A 22993-nucleotide genomic window follows, 5' to 3' on the forward strand; every position below is an offset into this window, starting at 1 on the left:
CTCAGGACGCCCGTGCCGGACGGACCCGCCCGTCCTGCGCGCGGCCGCGTCCGCGTGCCGCCCGGGCGGCGCCGACCTCAGCCGTCCCGGCGCGTCGCGCGGACGACCACGTCGGCCACGTGCCAGACCTCACCGTCGGGGCCCGTCATGTCACGCGGGCGCACCTCGGCGACGTCGACCCGCCACGAGTCGGGGGAGAGCCTGCCGACCACCTCGCCGACGGTGAAGAGCATGCCCGGGTCGCCGTGCTTCCCGGCGCCGCCCGGCAGGGCGTCGACGTCGTGGCCGACGATCAGCAGGGTGCCGCCCGGTGCCACGCCGTCGGCCAGTGCCGGGAACAGCCGCTCGCGGTCGGTGGGCGGCAGGTGCATGAAGTGCGCCGTGACGAGGTCGAAGGAGGCGCGGGTCGGGCTCCACTCCGTCAGGTCCGCCTGCTGCCAGGTGAGGTGGGCCGGGTCGACGTCCTCCTGCTCGCGGGCGAGCGCGGCCGCCTTGTCGAGGGCGTTCTGCGAGATGTCGACGCCCGTGACCCGCCAGCCCCGCGAGGCGAGCCAGAGGGCGTCGCCGCCCTCGCCGCTGCCGACGTCGAGTGCGCCACCGGGCGCCAGCTGGGCGACCTCGGCGACGAGGGCGGCGTTGGGGCGTCCGCTCCAGGCGCGGCCGGGCTGCCCGTAGCGGTCCTCCCAGTAGTCGCGGTCGAAGACGGGGTGGGCGTGCCCGTTCCCGTGTCGCTCCTGCTCCTGCTCGTGCTCGTGGTGCTGCTGCTGCCCTCGCTCCGCCTCGCTCATGCGTCGATCGTCTCCCCGGTGCGCAGGGCGGCGACGGCCGCCGCGACCTCGTCCGTCACCAGGTCCATGTTGATCGCCGCGCCGGCCATCGTGCCCGCCGCGGCCGCCGCGACGACCTGCGCCATCGGCTCGGTGACGTTGCCGGCGAGCCAGACCCCCGGCACGGCCGATCGGCCGGTGAGCGGCTCGATCGTGGCGAGGTGGGTGCCGACGCCGGCGGGGTGCTCGGTCGCCTCGAGTCCGAGGTCGGCGAGGAAGTCCGCCCGCGAGCGCACCCGGGCCATGACGGCCAGGGCGCCGACGTCGACCGTGCGACCGTCGTCGAGCGTCACGCCGGTGAGGGCGTCGTCCTCGACCCGGAGGCGCGCGACCGGGCCGTCGACCACGGTGACCCCGCGGGCCCGCAACTGCTCGGCCTGCTCGTCGTCGGGCGTGAACGAGGCGTTGGTGAACAGGACGATCTCGCGGCTCCACTGCCCGAAGAGCAGGGCCTGGTGCATCGCGAACGGGCTCGTGGCCAGCACGCCGATCACGCGGTCCTGCACCTCCCAGCCGTGGCAGTACGGGCAGTGCACGGCGTCGCGGCCCCAGCGCTCGGCGAGGCCGTCGACGGCGGGCAGCTCGTCGACGAGGCCGGACGTCACCAGGAGGCGCCTGGCGCGCACCTCGGACGCGTCACCACCCCTGCCGGTGACGGTCACGACGAAGGGGGCGCCGGGGTCGTCGTCGCGACGGACGCCGGTCACGGTGCCCGACGTGATCGCGCCTCCGTACGCCCCGACCTCGGCGCGACCGAGGCGGGTGAGCTCGCGCGGGGCGACGCCGTCGCGGGTGAGGAACGCGTGGACGCCCTCGGCGGGAGCGTTGCGGGGCCGGTCGTCGTCGACGACGAGCACGGTGCGGCGGGCGCGGACGAGCGACAGGGCGCCGCTGAGTCCGGCGGGACCGCCGCCGATCACGACGACGTCGTGGACGGCGCCGACCGGGTGGGTGTTCTGGTTCATGGTGTGACCTCCTGACCCGATCCTGCGACCTGGGTCAGCGGGCTGGCAATCTACGTTGCCGAAGTGGCAAGATGGCCGGCATGGACCACCCCACGAACGCCCCCGGTGCCGACGCCCCGAGCACCGACGACGTCCTCGCCGCGGTCGGCCCGCGCCTCCGTGCCCTGCGCGCGCGGCGCGGCGTGACCCTCGCCGAACTGGGGGAGCGGACCGGCATCTCGGTCAGCACCCTGTCCCGGCTCGAGTCCGGGCTCCGGCGGCCGACCCTCGAACAGCTGTTGCCGCTCGCCCGCGAGCACGGGGTGCCGCTCGACGACCTCGTCGGCGCGCCCGAGACCGGCGACCCCCGCGTGCACCTCAAGCCGCGGCAACAGCACGGCATGACGGTCGTGCCGCTCTCGCGCGGGGGCGGCGCGATCCAGGCCTTCAAGATGGTGATTCCTGCGGACTCGCCTCGGAGCGAACCCGTGCTCCGCACGCACGAGGGCTACGACTGGCTGTACGTGCTGCGCGGACGCATCCGGCTCGTGCTGGGCGACCTCGACCTCGTGCTGCCCGCCGGCGAGGCGGCCGAGTTCGACACGCGCACGCCGCACTGGTTCGGCCGGGCCGACGACCGGGCCGTCGAGGTGCTCAGCCTGTTCGGTCGGCAGGGCGAGCGGCTGCACCTGCGGACCGCGCCCGGCTCGCCCGCATGAGGCGTCCCGGGGTGTCGGTGGCGCCTCCTAGGCTCGGGGCGGGCGTCCAGGCCGCGTCCCGACAGAAGGAGTCCGCGTGTACCTCGACGACGACCGGGTGGTCACCAGCCCGTCCGACCTGACGACCTGGGCCGCGTGCGAGTGGTCGTTCCTCCGACGGCTCGACGCGAAGCTCGGCCGGGTCGATGCCGTCGCCGACGCGTCCGACGACATGCTCGACCGCACGGCCCGGCTCGGCGACGCGCACGAGCTGCGGTACCTCGAGGCGCTGCGGGCGACCCGTGACGTCGTCGAGTTCGACCGTCCGGCCCCGTCGGGCTACGCGGCGGCCGCCGAGGAGGCGCGGCTCGCCATGTCCTCCGGGGCCGACGTGCTCTTCCAGGCGACGTTCTTCGACGGATCGTTCATCGGCTTCAGCGACTTCGTGGTGCGCACCGACGACGGCACCTACGAGGTCTACGACACCAAGCTCGCCCGCCACGCGAAGATCCCCGCCCTGCTGCAGGTCGCGGCCTACACCGACCAGATCCGGGCGCTCGGGCTGCCGTCGGCCGACACCGTGCGCCTCGTGCTCGGCGACGGCAGCGAGAGCGTGCACGACGTCGCCGACGTGCTGCCGGTCTACCTGGTCCAGCGTGACCGGCTGCGGGCCGCCCTCGCCGAGCGGCTCGCCGCCGAGGGGCCGCTCGCCTGGGGCGACCCGGGCGTCACCGCCTGCGGGCGCTGCACGGCCTGCCAGGCCCAGGTCGACGAGCACCGCGACCTCGTGCTCGTCGCCGGCCTGCGCGGCGAGCAACGTCAGCGGCTGCACCTGGCCGGCGTCGCCACGATCGACGAGCTCGCCGGGTCGGACGGGCCCGTCGCCGGCATCGGGGCGACGGCCCTCGCCCGCCTGCGGGGGCAGGCCCGGGTGCAGCTCGCCACCGAGCGCGACCACACCGGCGCGCCCGCGGTCGAGGTCGTCGACGCCGACGCCCTGCGGACGATCCCGCGGCCCGACGCCGGCGACGTCTTCTTCGACTTCGAGGGCGACCCGCTCTACACCGAGGGCGACGGGCGGGCCTGGGGCCTCGACTACCTCTTCGGGCTGGTCGAGGCCGACGGCACCTTCCGGGCCTTCTGGGCGCACGACTTCGCGGGCGAGCGGCAGGCGCTGATCGACTTCCTCGACTACCTCGCCGAGCGTCGCCGGCGATTCCCCGACCTGCACGTGTACCACTACGCCTCGTACGAGCGCAGCCACCTGCTCTCGCTGGCGGCGCGCCACGGCGTCGGCGAGGACGCGGTCGACGACCTGCTCCGCGACGGCGTGCTCGTCGACCTCTACCCGGTCGTGCGGCAGGCGTTGCTCGTCGGGTCGCACAGCTACTCGCTCAAGAAGCTCGAGCCGCTCTACATGGGTGACGACCTCCGGCAGAGCGACGTCAAGACGGCCACCGCCAGCATCACCATGTACGTCGACGCCATCGCCGAACGCACCACGGGCGACGCGGCGCGGGGTGACCTGATGCTCGACGAGGTCCGCGACTACAACGAGTACGACTGCCGGTCGACCCTGCGGCTGCGCGACTGGTTGCTCGAGCTGGCCGACCGGCACGGCACCCGGGGCGACGACCCCGACGGCCCGACCGCGCCCGACCCGCTCGAACTCGCCCGCGTGCCCCGCGAGCCGAACCCGGTCGCCGTGGGCCTCGCGGCGCACGTGGCCGACGTCGACCCGCTCGACCGTACCCCCGACCAGACGGCCATCGCCCTCGCGGCGTCGGCCATCGACTACCACCGCCGCGAGGCCAAGACGTTCTGGCAAGAGCACTTCGACCGCCTCCGCAACCCGGTCAACGACTGGGCCGACACCCGCGACGTGTTCGTGGTCGAGACGGCGTCGGTCGAGCGCGAGTGGCAGAAGCTGCCCCGGGCCCGCAAGCTCAGCCGCGAGGTGCGGCTGCGCGGCCGCCTCGCGCCCGGCAGTCGCCTGGGCGAAGGAGGCGCGCCCTACGCCGTCTACGACGCCCCCGTCCCGCCCGGGGTCGCCTCGCTCGGCCCCGGGCTGCGGGGTGCCGTCGGGTCGACGGTGGTCGAGGCCGGCCCGAACGGCGACCGGCACGAGGTCGTGCTGCTCGAGCGCGTCACCGGCGACGACGACCGGCACGACGCGTTCCCGGTCGCGCTGACGCCCGCCGCGCCTCCCCGGGCCACTCCGCAGCCCGAGGCGATCGCCGAATGGGGTGGGCACGTGCTCGACGCCCTGCCCGAGATGCTGCCCGACCCGGCGTTCGACCTGCTGCGGCGGCAGCCGCCGCGTCGGCGGTCGGGTGGCGGGCCCGCACCCGTGGTCGGGAACGACACCGTCTCGGCCGTCGTCGAGACCCTGCTCGACCTCGACCGGTCGTACCTCGCCGTCCAGGGCCCTCCCGGCACGGGCAAGACCTACGTCGGTTCGCGGGTCGTCGCCCGGCTGGTGCGTGAGCACGGCTGGCGTGTCGGGGTCGTCGGGCAGTCGCACGCCGTGGTCGAGAACGTCCTGCGGGCGGCCATCACGGCCGGGGTCGATCCCGAGCGCGTGGGCAAGGTGCCGAAGTCGGGCACGACCGCCGAGCAGGCCGACGAGCAGCCCTGGCGTGCCCTGAAGTCCGGCGGCGAGGCCGCGTTCCTCGCCGAGGCCGACGGTGGGGCGGGCGGTGCCGCGGTCGACGGCGGCGGGCAGGCCGTGGGGGCCGTGTTCGGGGCCACCGCCTGGGGGTTCGCCAACGCCGACAAGGTGGCCCGCGCCTCCCTCGACCTGCTGGTCGTCGACGAGGCCGGGCAGTTCTCCCTCGCCTCGACCGTGGCGGCCTCGGTCGCCGCGACGCGGTTGCTGCTGCTCGGCGACCCGCAGCAATTGCCGCAGGTCAGCCAGGGCAGCCACCCCGAGCCGGTCGACGAGTCGGCCCTCGGCTGGTTGGCCGACGGCCACGACGTGCTGCCGGCCGAGTACGGCTACTTCCTCGCCACCACCTGGCGCATGCATCCGGCGCTGTGCGCCCCGGTCAGCGAGCTGTCCTACGGCGGGGCCCTGACCGCCCATGCGTCCGACCGCCGGCTCGAGGGCGTCACACCCGGCCTGCACGTCGAACCGGTGACGCACGTCGGCAACACGACCTCGTCGGTCGACGAGGCCCGGGCGGTCGTCGAGATCGTGCGGTCGGTCGTCGGGCTCGACTGGTCGGACGCCGACGGCACCCGGTCCCTGACCGCGGCCGACGTCATCGTCGTCGCGCCGTACAACGCCCACGGCGCCGTGCTGCGCGAGCACCTCGACGCGGCCGGCTTCGACGAGACGCCCGTCGGCACGGTCGACCTGTTCCAGGGGCAGGAGGCCGTCGTGGCCGTCGTCTCGCTGGCGGCGTCGAGCGCCGCCGACATCCCGCGCGGGCTGGACTTCCTGCTGATGCCGAACCGGTTGAACGTGGCCTTGTCGCGGGCGAAGTGGGCGGCGTTCCTGGTGCACTCCCCGCTGCTCGCGACGGGCTTGCCCACCTCGATCGCGGGGCTCGGGCTGCTGAGCGGGTTCCTGCGCCTGACCGGGCAGGGCCAGCCGGCCGTCGAGGGCTGAGCCGGTCCGTGCGGAGGGGCTGGCGGACGGGCTAGCGGACGGGGCGTCGCGTCAGCACCTCGGCGCCGTCCTCGGTGATGGCGATCGTGTGCTCGCTGTGGGCCGTCCGGCAGCCCGTCGCGCTGCGCAGCGTCCAGCCGTCGGCGTCCGTGACGAGCTCGTCGGTGTCGGTCATCACCCACGGTTCGAGCGCGAGCAACAACCCCGGCCGCAGGCGGTAGCCCCGCCCCGGGCGCCCGGTGTTCGACACGTGCGGGTCCTGGTGCATGGTCGAGCCGATGCCGTGGCCGCCGAACTCGACGTTGATCGGGTAGCCCGCGTCCGACAGCACCGAGCCGATCGCGTGCGACAGGTCGCCGATGCGCGCCCCCGGCCCGGCCGCCGCGATGCCGGCCTCGAGCGCCCGCTCGGTCGTCTCGATCAGGCGGACGCTCTCGGCCGGACGCGAGTCGCCCACGACGAAGCTCACCGCCGAGTCGGCCGCCACCCCGTCGAGCACGACGGCGAGGTCGAGCGTCAGCAGGTCGCCGTCGACGAGTCGTCGGTCGTGCGGCAGCCCGTGCAGCACGGCGTCGTTCACGGCCGTGCAGACGTAGTGGCCGAAGGGGCCCCGGCCGAACGACGGCGCGTAGTCGACGTAGCAGGAGACCGCCCCGGCCTCGTCGATCATCGTCTGGGTCCACGAGTCGACGTCGAGCAGGTTCGTGCCGACGGTCACCCGGTCGCGCAGCGTCTGCAGGATGGTGCCGACGAGTGCGCCGGTCGCCCGGGCCCGTTCGATCTCGGAGGGGTTCAAGATCTCGATCATGGGTGTCCTGCCGTTCGCGTGCCGAAGATCATCCCGGTAAAGGTATCCCACTCGGGCCTCCGGCGCACTACGCTCGGGGCATGGTCCGTCTGCCGCTCACGCCCGCCGAGATCGAACGCGGTCGCCGCCTCGGGGTGCTGCTGAGGCGGGTCCGTGGCTCCCGGCCGATGCTGCAGGTCGCCCTGGACGCCGGGCTGTCGCCCGAGACCCTGCGCAAGATCGAGACCGGTCGCGTGGCGACCCCGGCCTTCTCGACGATCGCCGCGATCGCCGCCGTCGTCGGAGTGTCGCTCGACGACATCTGGGCCGAGATCACGCGCGACGGGGCCGGGGGAGCAGCCGACGCGCCGTCCGTCGTCGACGCGGCCCGCGCCTCCTGACCCCGTCGGGGTGTCGCTCACGTGCCGAGGTGAGCGGCACGTCGTGACGGCTCGGTCACCCGAGGAGGCGCGGTGTCAGCCCTTCGGACGCGCCAGCGACCCGAGGTCGAGCCGGGTCGACACCTCGTGCCAGACGGCCTCGGCGAGTTCGTCGGTCGACCGGTCGGCGTCGACCGTGACGACGACCTCGTCGGCCCGCTCGATCGCCTCGGCGTAGCGTTCGCGGGCTGCCCGGAGCCGCTCGTCGACCTCGAACCGGTCGGTCGTCGTGCGTCCGCTGGCGAGGCGCTCGAGGGCGACCTCGGGCGAGACGTCGAGGTAGATCGTCAGGTCGGGCAGCATCAGGTCGGTGCTGATGGAGTTCGACGAGGCGATCCACTCGCTGCCCACGTCGGACGCCTGGTAGGCCTGTGACGACAGGTGGTACCGGTCGCAGAGGACGGTCGTGCCCCGCTCGACGATGCCGAGCATGCCGTCGTGGGCGTTGGTGATGTGGTCGAGGCGGTCGGCGACGAAGAGCGACGCGATGACGCGGTCGTCCAGGTCGACCCGGCGGTTGAAGCCGTTGCGGATCAACGTGCCGACGGGGCCGTTGGTCGGCTCGGCCGTCTGGTGCACGGGCACCCCGGCGTCCTGGAGGCGGGCGGCGAGCAGGCGTGCCTGCGTCGACTTGCCCGACCCGTCGATGCCCTCGAACACGATGAACGCCCCACGGGCTGCCTGATCCGTCACCCGGTGAGCCTACCGATCGTCGCACCCGCCGCGGGACGGACCGCGACGCGGACGTCTGCCGACGGAGGCAGCCCCAGGAGGCGCGGTGAGGTCCCCGATCCCGCCCTCGACGTCTCCGGTCAGCACACGGTGATGAACGATGCAGGGTGCGCGGTCACCGGTGATCGGTGCGGGGCTGAGTGGTGACGACGTGAGTCGTGGCGCTGCCCTCCGCGCCTGCAGGGTGACCGGGATGACCGCCGGTCTCGGTTCGTGCTCGCCCCGGTGACGTCTACCGACTCACCGCGCAGCTCAGTTCTGCAGTTCGGCCTCCCAGTTGGTCTTCTGGATCTCGACGTCGAGTTCGCGGAGGTCCTTGGCGACGGCGTCGGCACGGCCCCGCAGCTCGGCGACCGGCAGGGCCGAGAACATCCGTAGCTCGCTGCGGAGCTGGCGGTAGCCGCCGGAGGCGCCGCGGGCCGCGTCGGAGGCGGTCACGAGCAGGGCGTGGGTGGCGCGCAGGGTCTCGCGGCGGGCCAGGGCAGCGGTCATCGTGCTGCCGTCGCCGAGGGGCGTGCGGGCGTTGGTGAGGTTGACGCGCACGACGAGCGACTCGAGGACGGCGAGGGTGTCGACCGCCTGGCGCAGCAGCTCGGCGGCGTCCTCGGTGGGCTCTTCGCCCTCCTGGTAGCGGGCGTTCGCGGTGACGCGGTCACGCAGCTGGTCGACCCGGCGCTGGGCGTCGGACCGTTGCAGGAGGGCTTCGGCGAGCTTCATGATGAGAAATCCTACGCAGGTCGGGTGCGCGGCGCGTCGTGCGTGTCGCCGGCGCCCGGTCGCCGGTCGTTCATCGGGACACCTGTCGGGCCGCGTCTCGGCTAGCTGAAGTCAAGTGGCGCCTGGCCTGCGGATTCGCGTATGCCTGTCCCGTAAAAATGCCCGGTGAGGGGGGTCTGAACGCTACAGTCGTCGGATGCTCATCGGATATGCCCGTGTGTCGACCTCGGGACAAGATCTTGCAGCACAACGTGATGGTCTTGCAGCGCTCGGTATTGACCATCAACACGTCCATGTTGACCACGGGCTGTCGGGTACGACTCGAGCCCGGCCCGGGCTCCGCGAGGCCCTGGCGGCGTGCCGTGCCGGCGATGTCTTGGTCGTCACCAAGCTCGACCGTCTCGCTCGATCGCTGCGCGATGCGACGGACATCGCGGATGAGCTGACGAAGAAGGGGGTCGCCCTAAACCTCGGGGGAGCGGTCTACGACCCCACCGACCCGGTTGGGCGGCTGCTTTTCAATGTTCTCGGCATGGTGGCTGAGTTCGAGGCTGACCTGATTCGCGCCCGTACCCGTGAGGGCATGGCGATTGCCAAGGCGGCCGGCAAGTTCCGCGGCCGCAAGCCCAAGCTCACCGCCTCGCAGGAGAAGCACCTCGTGCAGCTACACCGCACCGGCGCTCACACGACCAGCGAAATCGCCGAGCTCTTCGGGGTCGCCCGCTCAACGGTTTACCGGGCCGTCCAGCGCGGGGAACAAGCGTGACAGGTAACCGGTGCCGAGGCGCTCAGGGAGTCATTGACGAAACAACCTGTAGCTGAGGTCGTGAGGTAGTTTCAGGCCAGATGGAAAGGACGCTCAAGGCCGCATGGCGCAGGCGTTGCGGGCGCGGCCGAGGCGACTGGATACACGCACAGCCCAGCAGTCATGGCACCGGGCCGAAACTACAAACGAGGGAGGGGATCGTACGCATGACTAAGGCGAATCCTGCCCTCTCAAGGCCGTTGAGGCGGGTCGGGTACCCCTCGCGCGCTTTAGCCTTTACCTTTGCGCTGATCATCGTCGCTTCGTGCATCCTGGGCATCCTGGGGGCCGATGGTGAATTGAAAGTGACCCCGCGCGACCTTCTGCCTCCCCTCGGTGTGGCCCTGATCCCTGGGATCGTGGCCCTGCGATCGATGCGTGTCGGGATCGTCGCCCGCGAGGACGGCTTGCTCGTGACCGACTGGTTCTCGACCCGGATTATTCCCTACGCCGTCCTCCGTGAAATTCGAATTGTTCCGTATGCGGGCCTCTTGAACTGGTACAACACTGCCTTCATGAGCACAGCCGTCAAGATGATCCAACTTCACAGCCCGTCGTTCGCACTGGGGACGCGAAACCTAGAGGTGTCGCTCGACACCGAGGCTCAGCTGCTGCGGGTTGTCGTCCATCTCCGTCACTTGCTCAGGTCGCAAGACGAGGATGGACGTGTTCTGGCCACGCCGGACGCCAGCGCCGTCGAGCGGGAAGTTCAGGAGCTCGCGGCAGCTCAAGTTCGACGGTCGAGGAGGCACTAGTGAAGCCGGAGTCCGTTATTGACCTGAACGTCACCGAGACGGCCATGTGCACGCCGATCGATGGCCCGCACGGCATGTTCAGCTTGCCCACTGACGATTGACGCGGCGGGCTGGCCCGAGGGCGATGCACAAGCTTGGATCGAGAACTCTGGGGCGATTTGGCGCCCGATCGGGATGGTCGTCCGGGCTCCCGCGGCGGTGTTAGGTCAGATGAACACGGACGCAGTGCCGACCAGGGCGACCACAACGGATCAGCCCAGCGTGATGTACGCCCGTCGAGACAATGCTCGTCCGGCACGCCGGTCCGCAAAGGCGAACGCGACTGCGATCAACGCAAGAAGGATGGCGATGGCCCAACAGACGAGAATCACGGCTCGACCGTAATGCACCGTTTGCAATCGCACGTCCCGATAGCCGATCGACCATCGGGCGGTCCCCGTAGTGGCGTCAGTCGACCCGCACAAGTCCTCGGTCGTCCTCGTGGTTGAAGCCTGTCTCGTACAGGTCGACGTCCACTTCGACGATGTCGATGCGGAACTGGTCGAGGAACCGGCGGAAACCGGGATCGAGGCGGAGGCTCCTGATTGCGCGTCGTGCCTCATTCTCGGAGGTGAAGTAGCCGATCTGTTTGAGGTTGACCATTGGCCACTCGGTGTTCTGCCCTCGGGGGCGGAGGTGTGTCACGGAGTAGACCTTCATTCCTCTCGGCCCTCAGCGTCATAAGAGAAGAAGCCTCCACGCCATGCGACGTCGTCGAGGCCGTACCGGTACACCGTGAGCTCCTCCTGGGAGTCCACCGGCCCGAGGCGGCCGTCGAAGCCGAGCTGGAGCCGGGCCCTCTCGCGGGCCTCGTTCGCTCGTTCTTCTGTCGAGTAGACACCGAACACGCGAGGGAATTCGACCTCTTCATAGCTAGAGACGGTCGCCGTGTAGAGATGTTCTACTGTCCAGACAGACCGGCGTTCCGTGTCCGGTGCGCTGTGGTTGGTCATTCGACCAGGCTAGGACATCGCCGGAGATGCCCGATAGCCGCTCGGTTGACGGTCGGCGGGCAGGTCTTTAGTTCTCGTTTACGACGAGGATGACGAATCCGACGCCGAAGACTAGCCAAGAAGTGACGATCCACGGGAAGACAATGGCTTTGCGTCCCTCGAAGGGTCTTCCGCCCGTCTTGCGGTGCTGAACCTGTTCGTAGATGACAGCCGACCCGAATCCGGCGAAGCCAATTGCAACTAGGACGAAAACCACAGGCGTCATAGCAGAACGCTAATGCCCGTTAGGGGATCGACCATCGGGCGGTCCCCGTAGTGGCGTCAGTCGACCCGCACAAGTCCTCGGTCGTCCTCGTGGTTGAAGCCTGTCTCGTACAGGTCGACGTCCACTTCGACGATGTCGATGCGGAACTGGTCGAGGAACCGGCGGAAACCGGGATCGAGGCGGAGGCTCCTGATTGCGCGTCGTGCCTCATTCTCGGAGGTGAAGTAGCCGATCTGTTTGAGGTTGACCATTGGCCACTCGGTGTTCTGCCCTCGGGGGCGGAGGTGTGTCACGGAGTAGACCTTCATTCCTCTCGGCCCTCAGCGTCATAAGAGAAGAAGCCTCCACGCCATGCGACGTCGTCGAGGCCGTACCGGTACACCGTGAGCTCCTCCTGGGAGTCCACCGGCCCGAGGCGGCCGTCGAAGCCGAGCTGGAGCCGGGCCCTCTCGCGGGCCTCGTTCGCTCGTTCTTCTGTCGAGTAGACACCGAACACGCGAGGGAATTCGACCTCTTCATAGCTAGAGACGGTCGCCGTGTAGAGATGTTCTACTGTCCAGACAGACCGGCGTTCCGTGTCCGGTGCGCTGTGGTTGGTCATTCGACCAGGCTAGGACATCGCCGGAGATGCCCGATAGCCGCTCGGTTGACGGTCGGCGGGCAGGTCTTTAGTTCTCGTTTACGACGAGGATGACGAATCCGACGCCGAAGACTAGCCAAGAAGTGACGATCCACGGGAAGACAATGGCTTTGCGTCCCTCGAAGGGTCTTCCGCCCGTCTTGCGGTGCTGAACCTGTTCGTAGATGACAGCCGACCCGAATCCGGCGAAGCCAATTGCAACTAGGACGAAAACCACAGGCGTCATAGCAGAACGCTAATGCCCGTTAGGGGATCGGCTACTCAAACACGGCGTGCAGCTCTCTGACCAGCTGATCGAAGGTGCGCTCGTAGATGAGGTGATGTTGATAGGTGCGGACGAGGTACCGGCCCTCGTTGCTGCGCATGTGTAGCCCGACGGTGCTCCCACTTCCGCTTGCGCTCACACGCCAAGTCAATCGCATCGGAAGCTTTGCCTGGCCCCGCCGGCTAGCGCCCCACATCCGGTACGCAAACCGCGAGCCCAGATCCAAGGCGCCTTCTGCGCTTGCCTCTCGCGGTTTAAGGCTTTTCTCGGCAAGCCACCTAGCAAGAACTTGGCTCGCGTCGTCCACGGTCTTGGGAGTGACGAGTTCGAGAGAACGAACCTCGGCTAAATCAATCACTCGACCCTTCTACAGCGTCGTTTGTTCTGGCGTTGCTTGCGAGGCCAGGATTTGTGGCTGTGTCGGGCTTGGATCGAGAACTTAGGGGCGGTTTAGCGCCCGATAGACGATCGCCAAGAGGGACGTGGTCTATGCCGTCGTGAGGACGGTCAGTCCTGGGGACGCTTCCTCGATTAGGGGCCATTGGAGGGCGTTGGATCATCGGCCTCGACGGTGGGCTCTCGAGGGCTATTCTTCCGACGTGAACGAGTACGCCCGTCCTGTCTTCGCAGGCGTCCGCGAAGGGGAGCGTTCCCACAACATAGGCGACCAGCCAACCTGGGATTCTGGGGAGCGGTTCCGCCCCGTTGGCGCTGTTGCGCAGGCTCTCATCGAGTATGTCGATCGGGAGTACGACGTCGTCATCGATGCTCCGGTCGCGCTGCCGCCCACACACGCACGTTGGCTCGGCCACGACGTGTCACGCATTGTTCGCATCTCGTCGCGTCGCTCCGGCGAGGTCACGGTGTGGCTGGTATTCGGTTCGACGCCAGGAGTCATCTCTGTGTTCGCCGGGCTCTTCAGCCAGTTCGACATGTGGTTCTGCGGTTGTGACTTGTGCGATGAGACCTGGCAGGAGGTCGCCGACGCCCTGGAGGAAGTGTTCCTGCAGCTGGCCCGCGGTGGCGTCGCTGAGAGTGTTAAGCCGGGGCGGTCTGGACAAGCTCGGTGGTCTTTGACTAACTCGAGCAGGGACTGGTCAGGCGTCATGCCGCTCAAGGGCGTTCGCAGGCGTGAGCGAGGCCTCTGGGCTGAGCGTCTGACTGAGTTGTCCGAAGGTCGTTGGTCCGGGTGGACCCCACGCCCGTAGGCCCTGCGCCACGCTAATCAAGACCACGCAACTCAACGCGAGGTGCTCCGTCCCGACAAGGAATCGCTCCCCGGGCACTGCCTCACGGCGCGCTACGGGCGGGCCACTCCTCGCGGAACTCTTTGATCTCGCCGTCGGCGTCATCGCGACGGAACGTGCTGACGAGTGTGATGGGCCCCATGAGATTCGCGTTCAGTTCATCGAGGCGTTCCGCCGGAATCCAGTACTCAAGGATGCTTCGCCCACCGACCTGCTGGACGTCGAAGCCCTCGAGGAAGCTCCGACGCACCGAGAACCGAGTGACATGGCCAACGCCCGAGGCCTTGACGTTCCAGTCTCGGGCGATGCGCACGGCATAGTCCTCGTTCAGTACCGGGTAAAAGATTGGCTGATCCGGCAGTCTCGGGGGCCACAGCGACCAGCCACTCGCCTTGACGAGTTCGAGTTCCTCCGGGCCCGTGGGCCGCCAGAGTACAACGCTGCTGTCAGCGTCCGATCGTGTGGTCATGGGAACAGAATGCTGGATGGAACGCTCATTTCCTATCTGTTTAACCGTCGACGTGGGCGAGCGTCGACGAGGCTTCTCCGCGGCGCCCGATAGACGATCCACCATCGAGACCACGTTCGGGCTGTGCTGAGTCTGACCACTTAGAGACCTCTTGCCGGTGCCCATGGTGAGAGGCGTGTGCATCAGTTGCCTTCAGCTAGCACCCTGCTTCGCGCATACGAGCCGGTCCACCGTCGAAGTATCAGGATCTCCCAGGGGAGGGTGATCGCTCCGCTCAACGGGCCGTGTTCGCGAGGGTAGATCGTGTATTCAAGTCGGAGTCCTTCATCTCGAAGCTCGAACGCCAGATGTGCCTGCACCACGCGGTCGCTTTCGCCAAACCAATCTGCGTTGTCGCGCGCGTACTGGACGTGCCCCACGTCGTCGGAGATGAGCTCGACGACTGTCTGGCGACTCCTGGTGAGCAGATCGCGCACCATCTCGAGGTTGACGCCACGCAAGCTCACCCTCACCGGATCGTCGTGTCCTTCGACGAATCCCATGCTCGAGCGGGTCTCTCGGAACGGCGCACAGAACCCGAAAAACGAGAGGAAGTAGCTGACTTTCGCGAGTCGCCCGTCATCGGTCCATGCGAAGAGATCGCCGTTGGGGCCGACGGGCGTCGCGGCGAGCCGTATCGACGCTGCTGTCGACTGGTTCGACCGCGAAGGTGCCTCTCCTGGTGCATCGCTGTAGAGCGTCGAGGAGAACGAGTCGTAGGCAAGAGCGCGGGTGGCTGGGTCAAGGGAGCACTCCAAGAACAGCCGCGAATCAGCTACATCGGAAGGCCACTCGCTGCGGGGGCCGGAGTCGGCGGGGTGAGGTCGTAGTGCCGCCGAGAGGTCGATCCGGACGACGCCTGGATCAACGGCGGCGTCATCTGCGACAGCGGTGACCTCGATGCGCCAGTCAGACACCCCGTACTCCGAGCCACCCCCCGGTAGCCGGACACTCCCAGGCGCATCGGCGGAAAGGGACAAGGGGGCCGAGCGGGCGGAGTGCAACACGTTACCGATCAGGCTCCCGACGCCGACTGGCAGACGCAAGGTGGCGCCTTCACCGACGGAGGTGAGGTACCCCGATTGCTGGTCTCTGTCGGCCGAGGCGGCCGTGAAGAACTGGGCGGCAGACTCGTCCCCGGAGACTTCGATCGTCGTCGCTTCAGTGGTGATCCGATCCATCCCCGGGAATGACAACCGTCCGCGTCCGTACACCTGCCCCTCAGTACCGATCATCGCGTCGCGTAAGTGCACTGTTCCCCTGGTCTCGTCGCTTCGTCGAGCATGCCCAACCGAGAGTAGCGAGACCGCCCCCAGTGCAGGAGCCCCCGCGGCAGAGTGCGGGCATGGGTTTTAACGAATGCGATGTCGATCCGATCGGCCGTCACGCGCCTCCTATTTGGGTTGCCCATGCCTGTAGAGCTCGCCGAAGGCTCAACGATCCGCTTCGAAGCCAGTCCGGTAACCCATCGGTCACCGGCCGCGGCGGGATGCGATGATGCCGTAGATGAGGCAGCCGAGCCCACCCATGGAACATGCTCCGACGACAAGCCATCCGGCGTAGCCCCTGCTTGCGACAGAGAGATCGGCTGACGTGAAAAAGAGCGTGGCGGCGACGGCGAGAGCTCCGAGGCCCAGGACGATCATGATGGGGGCCTCGCTGCGCTTCACGGGGTCATCCAACCTGCATTAGTGAAGGGTCGGCCACGGGAAGCGTCTCTGCCCCGTCTCATTAGACGATCCTTGACCGCGAACCATTCCGCTGGGATGCTTCTCGGAACCGGCGGAGGTCGTCATGTTCGAGGAACGCGGGTGGTTTGCCGAGGCAGACGCGAGAGCGCTCAGGCCCGCCGACTCGGTGAACGACGTCAATCATCGTGGCGACCCTCCCCGTTACGAGCACAGGCCTCAACCCGTCCGCCTCCGTCTACTCGATCGCCTCTTACGCGGCTTTCCTTGGCATGACCGGATTTACCGACTGCGCCATTAGCTACTAAGCCGCGTCCGCCCGTTAGTCGATGGACCACAGGGCGCGCTCGCCTCGGGGGCGACGTGACGGCTGAAGCGGGCCGGCTAGTTCGATGGTCACGACCATCCCGTCGAGGAGGCACTTCCGCGGCTCAGCTTCAGTAGATGATCACGCGTGGCGTTATGGGCGCAGGGTCAGCTTTACTTGGATGCCTGAGACATGCGCCGCGATGGGGCGCGGAGAGAGGCGTTGGGGGCATGTGGAAGTGGCGTGTGTCGGGCGGTTGCGTCGCTGTTCTGGGGATTGCCACGCTGGTGGTGGGCCTTTGGCTCACAGATGCTTGGCTCGCAGGTGATCTCGAATACACCGCCCGAGGTCACCCGCTCTCTGTCGTCACGACTGGTGGGCTGTTCGCGTGGTTAGGTGTGGGTCTTTTCACTCACCCGACGCGGGCGGCATCACGGCTGACTCGTGGCGATGAAATCATGGCTCGAGCTCGACGAGCTCATGCAACGGCACAGCAGGACGCGGCTCGACGCGCGCGGCGGAGGGCTCGCTCAGCTCGGTGGCCATTCAGGTGGTTCGTTCGCGATTGAGGCGCGCTGCCCGGCGAGGGATCGCTCCGCGGTCGTGCGGGAGGCCCCCATGCCGCAGGTGTCTGGTCGGTTCAACCCTCAGCAGAGAGACGGGCAGGGGAGGCTGACTGTGAGCAGGAACATGCTCACGTGGAAGGCCACAGCAGCAGCCACAATTAGCGAGAGAGTCGGAACGAGTGCGGGGCGGCCGCCCAGCATGCGACGCCAGGAAAGGACGGCGGCCAAGAGCCACAGCGACGACTGCATGCTTACCAGCGCGGGGCTGGCCCAGAAAAAGTTGTCGCCCATGATGTCGCGCCAGAGAATTGCGACGAGGATGACGACCAAGGTCGCTGCGAAGCCGACGATCAGCACCAAGATCGCGCCCGCGTCGACCCTGGTCGAGGGGCGCGGAGCCGCCAGCGGCTCCGTGGTCATCATGACCGGAGCCTAGACGAATTCACAGCGTTGCTGATAAGCCCCCGTAGCTTCACGAGAAAGTGCCCGATTGCCGATCAGCTGTCGGACGGGTCGCATCCATGCTGACGACGTGTCTGCTGCCGAGGTCGTCCAGCTCCTTCGAGAACGACGTGTCGTTTTCGAGGCAGGGCTCTCCGAGGCTGAGTTGGCTCGGGCTGAACGCCGTTACGGGCGTCCGCTTCGCCCAGGACCACCGCGAGCTCCTAGCCCTCGCACTGCCGGTGGGCGATAGGTGGTTCAACTGGCGCGCAAGAGCTGACGAGCATGTCCGCAGAGCTATTCGATGGCCTTTCGAGGGCGTCTTGTTCGATGTCGAGAACAATGTCTTCTGGCCTGCGTCGTGGGGTGAGCGGCCAGACTCCGTGGCGGCACGCTTCAAGATCGTGAAGGGTCAGGTCAACGAATGGCCGCAGTTCGTGCCTCTGTACGGCCACCGCTATCTGCCGGCCGCGCCCTCAGGTCCTGGGGCCCCGGTCTTTTCCGTTCACCAGGCGGACGTCATCATCTACGGCTCAAACCTGCTGGACTACGCAGCCCGTGAGTTCGGCACGCCCCGGTCGATCCCCAGCGCCGACGTGGAGACCTATGGTCTGGAGTCGTGGTCTTTCCTGGCATTCGAAGAGGGCATTCCCTAGGGCCGAACATGACCATCGGGGAGCGTCCCGATAGCCCATCGTCTGCCGGGCTTGGAGCTTTGCCGCATCTACAGTGAGGCGAACCCCTCTAGGGATGCGTACGAGGAGACAAGATGAACGTGCTTGAGGGCATCAGAGTTTGGGGGATGTTGCCCCGTGAGATCGCCTACATCTGTTTCAGTGCGGTCGTCACCCTCGCTGGCCTGGTGACTGTGGCCGGTCTGATCAACGGCTTGTGGTGGATGTTCATCGGCTCGGCCTTGGGAGCCGCGGTCGCATCGTTCTTGCTGAAACTCTCTCTTCATCTTAAAGCGATCGCCTATTTGCAGTTCGAAGAGAGCCGATCGCAGGTCTCGGACTAGTTAGAGGGCGGACGTGGCCATGGATCTCGAGGCATCCCGATAGCCGATCAGCCATCGGACGCGACCGCTCGGATCAGGGGATGGGTTTTACTCGTGGCATGGGTAGTCACTCCGGGATTCCGGCATCAGGAGAGCATCGTGTCCCGATCGAGCAGGCTCTGGCGGGCTTAGAGGTCCATCCACTGGAGGAAGGCGAGACGGCCATTGAGGCGTTCCTACCCGTGAAGACACTGAATGCCGACGGGGAAGCGACGTGGGCATATAGGACTACGAACAGGCTTAATCGCGAAGAACTTCTTGGGGCACTGACGGTTCAGGTCGCAGTTCTTAAAAAAGAGATGCGCGACGAATGGGACGACGATTGAGTCCCTGACAAACGCGTTTTGCCCAGACCCGACTTAGTGCCCGATAGGGAATCGCCTACCGGATCGCGTCGCTCGGCCACCAACGTCACTTATGAATGCGATCGGCCCGGGCGTTTCGAATGAGGCGCATGGCGAGTGATCCGGCTGTGAAGATGACGGCGTAGGCGACGAAGGCAACCCACATGGGCGCTTGGACGCGGTCGATGAGGAACCAGAAAAGCCCACCGCCGACGAAGATCAAGACGAGGTTGAGGAGGACGGTTCTCGCCGGAAGCCACGGCGTCGGGCGCTCAGTCACTGCAGTTGCTTCGACGGGGCGAGCCTGCGGCAGTCCTTCTTCGTTGCTCATGGGACGAGCATGCCCCACGACGTGATCCGGCATCGAATATCGTCCCGATAGGCGATCGCTACCCGAACGGGTTTCTGCGATGAAGCACGGGTGGACGAGCCTTTCGGGTGCCCACCGCCGCGAGCCGCAGGGGGCGACTCGCGGGGTGGACTGTCCGGTTCAGTCGCTCAGGGGCCGGAGCCACTGCGCCTCGAGGTCGCCCTCGACGAGGTCGCCCAGCTTGCCGAAGTAGTCCTGCATGTGGGGCTGCTGCACGTGGCGGGCGATGTCCGGGCCGGAGGACCAGCGCTCGTAGAACGCGAACGCGCCCGGCGCCTCCTCGGTCGTGTGGACCGCGTACTGCTCGTAGCCCTGCTCGGCTCGGACCGCCGGGATGATGGCCCGGATCGCGGCCTCCAGCTCGCGCTCCTTGCCGGCCTTCGCGCGGGCGAAACCGTAGACGGCGACCGGAGTCGTCGAGGCCAGGACGTCGGCGGGCATCAGGCCGTCGGGGACGGTGTCGTCGGTGGTGCTCATGGTGCCTTCTTCTCTCGTGTCTTCTCGCCCGGCATCCGCTCGGGGTGGGATTCACGGTAGGGGCGACCGGTGGCGCACTCAATGCGCGTGAGGTCCACGAAGATGTCCGTGAGTACCAATTGCGCCTCCAGCATGGGTGCCTCGCGTGATCAGCCGTAGGGTGACGGGATGGACGTTCTCTCCGAGGTGCTCGACGTGTCCGGGGTGCGGGGGAGCGCCGGTGCGCGGATCGCGGCGGGCGGCGACTGGGGCGTCGAGTGGCTCCGTGACCGCGACGCCGTCGTCTACGCGGTCACCGCCGGCATCGCCTGGCTGACCCTCGACGGGGAGGCCCCGCGCCTGCTCATGACCGGCGACGTCGTGATCCTCGCCACGGGCGCGGCGCATTCCCTCTCGAGCGAGCCCGGGGCCGACGTCCACTCGTGCGACGTGGCCGCCGCCGCCGAGGCCCGCCGCGAGGGCGGCGACCTGCGCCTGGGGAACGGTGACGTGCAGACCCAGGTGCTCGGCGCCTCCTACTCCCACGACCCTGCCGGGAGCACGCCCGTCTTCGCGCTCCTCCCGCCGGTGGTCCACCTCGGCGCCTCGCAGCTCGATGCGACCCTGACCGATGTGGTCCGGCTCCTGGGCAGGGAGATCGCCCGCCCGGGTCTCGCGACGGACCTCCTCCTGGACCGCCTGGTCGACGTTCTCCTCATCGAGGTCCTCCGTACCTGGCTGGCCTCCGCCCCGCCTGTCGACGCATCGTGGTGGGGCGTCCTCCGCGACCCGCTTCTCCTGCGCGCCGTGACGCTGATCCACGAGGCCCCGGCGCGCCCGTGGACGACGGAGGCCCTCGCGCGCGAGGTCGCGACGTCCAAGCAGACGCTCGTCCGCCGCTTCGCGACCTTCGCCGGGACCACGCCCGGCGCGTACCTGACCCGCTGGCGGATGGACCTCGCCGCGCACCGCCTCCGCGACACCGACGACTCGCTCGACGAGATCGCCGCCGGCGTCGGCTACACGTCGGTGTACGCGTTCAGCCGAGCTTTCAGCCGCGAACGTTCACTTCCCCCTGGGCGGTATCGGACAGCCTCGCGCGGCGAGGGCTCTTCATACGACCGATGACGAGCTAGCCCTGCTCGGGCGACCGGCGCGCTCGAATCGAGCACGAGGTCGTGTTCCCAGAAAGGCCTCCTGGCGATCTCCACATCTTGTCCGTCAGGGCATCGTCATCGGGGCGACCTCGTAGGGTCGATGCATGGATCAGGGCGAAGTCCTCGAGCATGTGGCCCTCAGGGCTCGGTCGGCCGGCCGCCCGGTTGTGGTCGGCATCTCGGGCTACTGCGGGTCGGGGAAGTCCACGCTTGCGCGCCACATGGTCGCGGCTCTACCCGGCGCTGTGAGGATGCGCGGTGACGACTTCCTCGATCCTGCACGCTCTCACCTCCGCTCTGCGGACTGGGACGGAGTGGACCGGCGACGTCTCGTCTCGAGTGTCTTGGAACCCTTCCGCGGCGAGCAGCAGGGCGACTTTCGACGGTACGACTGGGCGGCACGGGCACTGGGCGTTCCGGAGCCGGTTCCTCGCGCCGACGTCCTCGTCGTCGATCTCATCGGGCTCTTCCACCCTGAGGCCCTGCCTTCTCTCGACGTCACGATCTGGTGCGACGTCGAGCTCGACGTCGCTGTGAGCCGCGGCATGGCCCGCGACAGGGCGCTGGGTCGACGCCACGAGGCGCTGTGGACCGACGTCTGGGTGCCGAACGAACGCGAGTTCGCCCACGAGTTCATGCCGCGAGAGCACGCGGAGCTGTTGTACGCATCGTCTCAGTAGGTGATCGGTGGACGGACGATTCTGCGGCAGGCTGGTCCGGTGACTGACGAAGCTCGCCATGTTGTCCACTTCCATCGAAAGCACTACGACGCGATCATCGCTGGCGAGAAAGTGACCACCGTCCGCTGGGGCGAGTCGGTGCGCGTCGGAGCCGCGACGTTCGTCTTCGATGATCATCCGACTGCAGCCGATCGCCGGGCAGGTCGTCGCGGTCCGCCGGTACCGCCTCGACGAGCTCACAGCGGAGCAGGCTCACGAGCCTCCGGGAACGGACATGACGCTCTTCGCAGCACAGCTCCGCGAGAACTACTACACGGACATGCCAAGCGGTGCGGTCGTGGACGTCGCTGAGCTGAGTCTTGTCGAGCCATCCCGGTGGACGATCGGCCACCGGGGCGAGGTCCGGTGACTAGCCTGAGCGCGTGAGAGGTGTCGGCAAGCTGAGACGGCTCGGGGTCGTTGTCTCGGGTATGGGTCTGGTCTTGGCGACCTTCTGTTTTGCGTTAGCGGACGGCGACGAGGCCGCGATTCTCGTGGGTGTGCTCGCCGCCGCGTCAGGCCTGCTCGGCTTCGCGACGTTCTTCGTGAGCAAAAGGCCTAGATCGCCGTCTGATGACATCGATGAGACTGCCCGGTAGCCGGTCGCCTGCCGGGCTATGCGCCGATGAGGTGAGCTAGAAGCAGGTGGAACGAGGACGGACACGCGAGGTCACGCGAGGTAGGAGGGCAAGATGAGTGCCATGGCACCCGCAGGCCTCCTCCCTGTCGATCGGGCTCGTGTGCGTCGTAATCGCCGTGGGGATGAACGTGGTCACGGCCGCTCATGTCAGTGGTGGCAAGGCGATGTCGAAAGAGCGTCGCATCCGCTCTGCTGTGCTCACGGTCTCTATCGCTGTTGTGGGGCTGGTTTGCATGGTCGCTTGGTTCGTGCAGTCTTAGTTGCTCTGCCGGGCAAGCACGGGGCCGTCGTGTGCCCGATGGATGATCGGTTTCCGGCACGGTGGGGACGATTCAGGGCCACGTCGCTTGGACGCCGCGATCGGTTCCGAACTGAGTGGCGATGTCGTTGTGCACGGCGAGCAACTCCGCCATGGGCACGGCCCGCTTGCTGGCGCTGCTGACGTCCTTTCCCTCTGCCGTGAACGGATAAGGGTAGAGAGATAAGCCTTGCCTCGGCTGCAGTGTGGCGATGTCGGCCTGCCACCCCGGCCACCGGAGGGACTCGTAGAAGCTCGTGGTCGCACCAGCGAGCATCCTGGTCACAAAGGCCGCGTGGCCCAACTCGAGGTCCTCCCAACTCAATGAGTCGACCGAGAAGTGGTGGACGGAGCCGTTGCCTGTGCCGAGGGCACCCCCGTCCAGGGCGAAGACGCCGCCCAATACGTCGATCGCAATCACCAGCAGCCCCGTGGTGGCGGCACTGGCCTGGTCGAGACCAGGCAGGCCATCGGCGCTGGAACTACCTCCGAGGAGGCGCAGCCACCCGTCGTCCACCATGACGCCAGAAGTGTTGCGAGCGAACGCGCCGAGAAAGGAGCCTGTGCCAAGTCCCAGTGTCGCCGCGGTGGCTGAGGCGTCGTGTGGCGGGCACACCATGACATTCAGGGGCGAGGTGGCAATGAGTCTCGACAACTCGGACCAGGCGTCACCTCGAGAATCGACCATGCCTCGATTGTGGTCCACCGTCGGGTC

Annotated in this window: 29 protein-coding genes; 13 read left to right on the plus strand and 16 right to left on the minus strand. The window is 67.9% G+C overall.

Annotated features, from left to right (window positions below):
- Positions 1 to 77 precede the first annotated feature (77 nt).
- Positions 78 to 788, minus strand: coding sequence for a bifunctional 2-polyprenyl-6-hydroxyphenol methylase/3-demethylubiquinol 3-O-methyltransferase UbiG (locus HQQ78_RS00495; RefSeq protein ID WP_173150758.1), 711 nt, complete (start codon positions 786 to 788; stop codon positions 78 to 80).
- Entirely contained in the window at positions 785 to 1792 is a 1008-nt protein-coding gene (locus tag HQQ78_RS00500) for an NAD(P)/FAD-dependent oxidoreductase (protein ID WP_173150759.1), read from the minus strand. The genes HQQ78_RS00495 and HQQ78_RS00500 overlap by 4 nt, the downstream gene beginning before the upstream one ends.
- Before the next feature lie 80 nt (positions 1793 to 1872).
- Here HQQ78_RS00500 and HQQ78_RS00505 point away from each other — a divergent pair, with 80 nt between their 5' ends.
- Complete coding sequence (locus HQQ78_RS00505; protein WP_123570750.1) at positions 1873 to 2490, plus strand: helix-turn-helix domain-containing protein; 618 nt, start codon at positions 1873 to 1875, stop codon at positions 2488 to 2490.
- A 76-nt stretch (positions 2491 to 2566) separates the two neighbouring features.
- Entirely contained in the window at positions 2567 to 6082 is a 3516-nt protein-coding gene (locus tag HQQ78_RS00510) for a TM0106 family RecB-like putative nuclease (RefSeq protein WP_173150760.1), read from the plus strand.
- Between the two features lie 31 nt (positions 6083 to 6113).
- On the opposite strand, the gene map is transcribed toward HQQ78_RS00510, so the two are convergent.
- A complete protein-coding gene (gene map, locus HQQ78_RS00515) occupies positions 6114 to 6890 on the minus strand; it encodes a type I methionyl aminopeptidase (RefSeq protein WP_159825165.1) in 777 nt (258 codons plus the stop codon).
- Between the two features lie 80 nt (positions 6891 to 6970).
- Between map and HQQ78_RS00520 the strand changes: the two genes are divergently transcribed.
- Positions 6971 to 7270: a helix-turn-helix transcriptional regulator gene (locus HQQ78_RS00520; RefSeq protein WP_173150761.1), complete on the plus strand. Its 300-nt coding sequence runs from the start codon at positions 6971 to 6973 to the stop codon at positions 7268 to 7270.
- Positions 7271 to 7345: 75 nt separating this feature from the next.
- On the opposite strand, the gene tmk is transcribed toward HQQ78_RS00520, so the two are convergent.
- Positions 7346 to 8002, minus strand: coding sequence for a dTMP kinase (gene tmk / locus HQQ78_RS00525; RefSeq protein ID WP_173150762.1), 657 nt, complete (start codon positions 8000 to 8002; stop codon positions 7346 to 7348).
- Between the two features lie 291 nt (positions 8003 to 8293).
- Positions 8294 to 8758: a DIP1984 family protein gene (locus HQQ78_RS00530; RefSeq protein WP_173150763.1), complete on the minus strand. Its 465-nt coding sequence runs from the start codon at positions 8756 to 8758 to the stop codon at positions 8294 to 8296.
- 196 nt (positions 8759 to 8954) lie between these two features.
- Between HQQ78_RS00530 and HQQ78_RS00535 the strand changes: the two genes are divergently transcribed.
- Together HQQ78_RS00535 and HQQ78_RS00540 are read left to right on the plus strand one after the other, a co-directional pair.
- On the plus strand, positions 8955 to 9524 hold the full coding sequence (locus HQQ78_RS00535) for a recombinase family protein (protein ID WP_173150764.1): 570 nt from the start codon (positions 8955 to 8957) through the stop codon (positions 9522 to 9524).
- 206 nt (positions 9525 to 9730) lie between these two features.
- Positions 9731 to 10318 carry a hypothetical protein gene (locus HQQ78_RS00540; RefSeq protein ID WP_173150765.1) on the plus strand — a complete coding sequence of 196 codons (588 nt, stop codon included), beginning with the start codon at positions 9731 to 9733 and terminating at the stop codon, positions 10316 to 10318.
- A 447-nt stretch (positions 10319 to 10765) separates the two neighbouring features.
- On the opposite strand, the gene HQQ78_RS00545 is transcribed toward HQQ78_RS00540, so the two are convergent.
- From HQQ78_RS00545 to HQQ78_RS00560, 4 genes are all read right to left on the minus strand, one after another.
- On the minus strand, positions 10766 to 11002 hold the full coding sequence (locus HQQ78_RS00545) for a hypothetical protein (protein ID WP_173150766.1): 237 nt from the start codon (positions 11000 to 11002) through the stop codon (positions 10766 to 10768).
- Between the two features lie 11 nt (positions 11003 to 11013).
- Positions 11014 to 11310, minus strand: coding sequence for a hypothetical protein (locus HQQ78_RS00550; RefSeq protein ID WP_173150767.1), 297 nt, complete (start codon positions 11308 to 11310; stop codon positions 11014 to 11016).
- A 321-nt stretch (positions 11311 to 11631) separates the two neighbouring features.
- On the minus strand, positions 11632 to 11868 hold the full coding sequence (locus HQQ78_RS00555) for a hypothetical protein (protein ID WP_173150766.1): 237 nt from the start codon (positions 11866 to 11868) through the stop codon (positions 11632 to 11634).
- An 11-nt stretch (positions 11869 to 11879) separates the two neighbouring features.
- On the minus strand, positions 11880 to 12176 hold the full coding sequence (locus tag HQQ78_RS00560) for a hypothetical protein (RefSeq protein ID WP_173150767.1): 297 nt from the start codon (positions 12174 to 12176) through the stop codon (positions 11880 to 11882).
- Between the two features lie 903 nt (positions 12177 to 13079).
- Here HQQ78_RS00560 and HQQ78_RS00565 point away from each other — a divergent pair.
- Positions 13080 to 13688, plus strand: a complete 609-nt coding sequence (locus HQQ78_RS00565; RefSeq protein ID WP_173150768.1) for a DUF6226 family protein — start codon at positions 13080 to 13082, stop codon at positions 13686 to 13688.
- 82 nt (positions 13689 to 13770) lie between these two features.
- Here the strand turns inward: HQQ78_RS00565 and HQQ78_RS00570 are convergent, their stop codons facing one another.
- The 4 genes from HQQ78_RS00570 to HQQ78_RS00585 all read right to left on the minus strand — a co-directional run bounded on the left by HQQ78_RS00570 (position 13771) and on the right by HQQ78_RS00585 (position 17219).
- Positions 13771 to 14196 (minus strand): ADP-ribosylation/crystallin J1, encoded by a 426-nt coding sequence (locus HQQ78_RS00570; protein ID WP_173150769.1) that lies wholly within the window; start codon positions 14194 to 14196, stop codon positions 13771 to 13773.
- A gap of 182 nt (positions 14197 to 14378) precedes the next feature.
- Entirely contained in the window at positions 14379 to 15416 is a 1038-nt protein-coding gene (locus HQQ78_RS00575) for a hypothetical protein (protein WP_173150770.1), read from the minus strand.
- A 291-nt stretch (positions 15417 to 15707) separates the two neighbouring features.
- Positions 15708 to 15905, minus strand: a complete 198-nt coding sequence (locus HQQ78_RS00580; RefSeq protein ID WP_173150771.1) for a hypothetical protein — start codon at positions 15903 to 15905, stop codon at positions 15708 to 15710.
- A gap of 972 nt (positions 15906 to 16877) precedes the next feature.
- A complete protein-coding gene (locus HQQ78_RS00585; protein ID WP_173150772.1) occupies positions 16878 to 17219 on the minus strand; it encodes a hypothetical protein in 342 nt (113 codons plus the stop codon).
- A gap of 341 nt (positions 17220 to 17560) precedes the next feature.
- Between HQQ78_RS00585 and HQQ78_RS00590 the strand changes: the two genes are divergently transcribed.
- The 3 genes from HQQ78_RS00590 to HQQ78_RS00600 all read left to right on the plus strand — a co-directional run bounded on the left by HQQ78_RS00590 (position 17561) and on the right by HQQ78_RS00600 (position 18620).
- Positions 17561 to 17893, plus strand: coding sequence for a hypothetical protein (locus HQQ78_RS00590; protein WP_173150773.1), 333 nt, complete (start codon positions 17561 to 17563; stop codon positions 17891 to 17893).
- Positions 17894 to 18006: 113 nt separating this feature from the next.
- Positions 18007 to 18255, plus strand: a complete 249-nt coding sequence (locus HQQ78_RS00595) for a hypothetical protein (RefSeq protein ID WP_173150774.1) — start codon at positions 18007 to 18009, stop codon at positions 18253 to 18255.
- A gap of 98 nt (positions 18256 to 18353) precedes the next feature.
- Positions 18354 to 18620, plus strand: a complete 267-nt coding sequence (locus tag HQQ78_RS00600; RefSeq protein ID WP_173150775.1) for a hypothetical protein — start codon at positions 18354 to 18356, stop codon at positions 18618 to 18620.
- Between the two features lie 85 nt (positions 18621 to 18705).
- Here the strand turns inward: HQQ78_RS00600 and HQQ78_RS00605 are convergent, their stop codons facing one another.
- Together HQQ78_RS00605 and HQQ78_RS00610 are read right to left on the minus strand one after the other, a co-directional pair.
- On the minus strand, positions 18706 to 18969 hold the full coding sequence (locus HQQ78_RS00605; protein WP_173150776.1) for a hypothetical protein: 264 nt from the start codon (positions 18967 to 18969) through the stop codon (positions 18706 to 18708).
- Between the two features lie 159 nt (positions 18970 to 19128).
- Entirely contained in the window at positions 19129 to 19485 is a 357-nt protein-coding gene (locus HQQ78_RS00610; RefSeq protein ID WP_159825137.1) for a putative quinol monooxygenase, read from the minus strand.
- A gap of 168 nt (positions 19486 to 19653) precedes the next feature.
- Here HQQ78_RS00610 and HQQ78_RS00615 point away from each other — a divergent pair, with 168 nt between their 5' ends.
- From HQQ78_RS00615 to HQQ78_RS00630, 4 genes are all read left to right on the plus strand, one after another.
- A complete protein-coding gene (locus tag HQQ78_RS00615; protein WP_173150777.1) occupies positions 19654 to 20592 on the plus strand; it encodes an AraC family transcriptional regulator in 939 nt (312 codons plus the stop codon).
- A gap of 133 nt (positions 20593 to 20725) precedes the next feature.
- On the plus strand, positions 20726 to 21301 hold the full coding sequence (locus HQQ78_RS00620; protein ID WP_173150778.1) for a uridine kinase: 576 nt from the start codon (positions 20726 to 20728) through the stop codon (positions 21299 to 21301).
- 169 nt (positions 21302 to 21470) lie between these two features.
- Positions 21471 to 21710 carry a hypothetical protein gene (locus HQQ78_RS15650; RefSeq protein ID WP_254064995.1) on the plus strand — a complete coding sequence of 80 codons (240 nt, stop codon included), beginning with the start codon at positions 21471 to 21473 and terminating at the stop codon, positions 21708 to 21710.
- A gap of 13 nt (positions 21711 to 21723) precedes the next feature.
- On the plus strand, positions 21724 to 21939 hold the full coding sequence (locus HQQ78_RS00630; protein WP_173150779.1) for a hypothetical protein: 216 nt from the start codon (positions 21724 to 21726) through the stop codon (positions 21937 to 21939).
- 373 nt (positions 21940 to 22312) lie between these two features.
- Here HQQ78_RS00630 and HQQ78_RS00635 read toward each other — a convergent pair whose 3' ends face one another.
- Complete coding sequence (locus HQQ78_RS00635; protein WP_173150780.1) at positions 22313 to 22966, minus strand: DUF2625 family protein; 654 nt, start codon at positions 22964 to 22966, stop codon at positions 22313 to 22315.
- Positions 22967 to 22993 lie beyond the last annotated feature (27 nt).

Source organism: Frigoribacterium sp. VKM Ac-2859 (assembly GCF_013204925.1).
Lineage (GTDB): Bacteria > Actinomycetota > Actinomycetes > Actinomycetales > Microbacteriaceae > Frigoribacterium.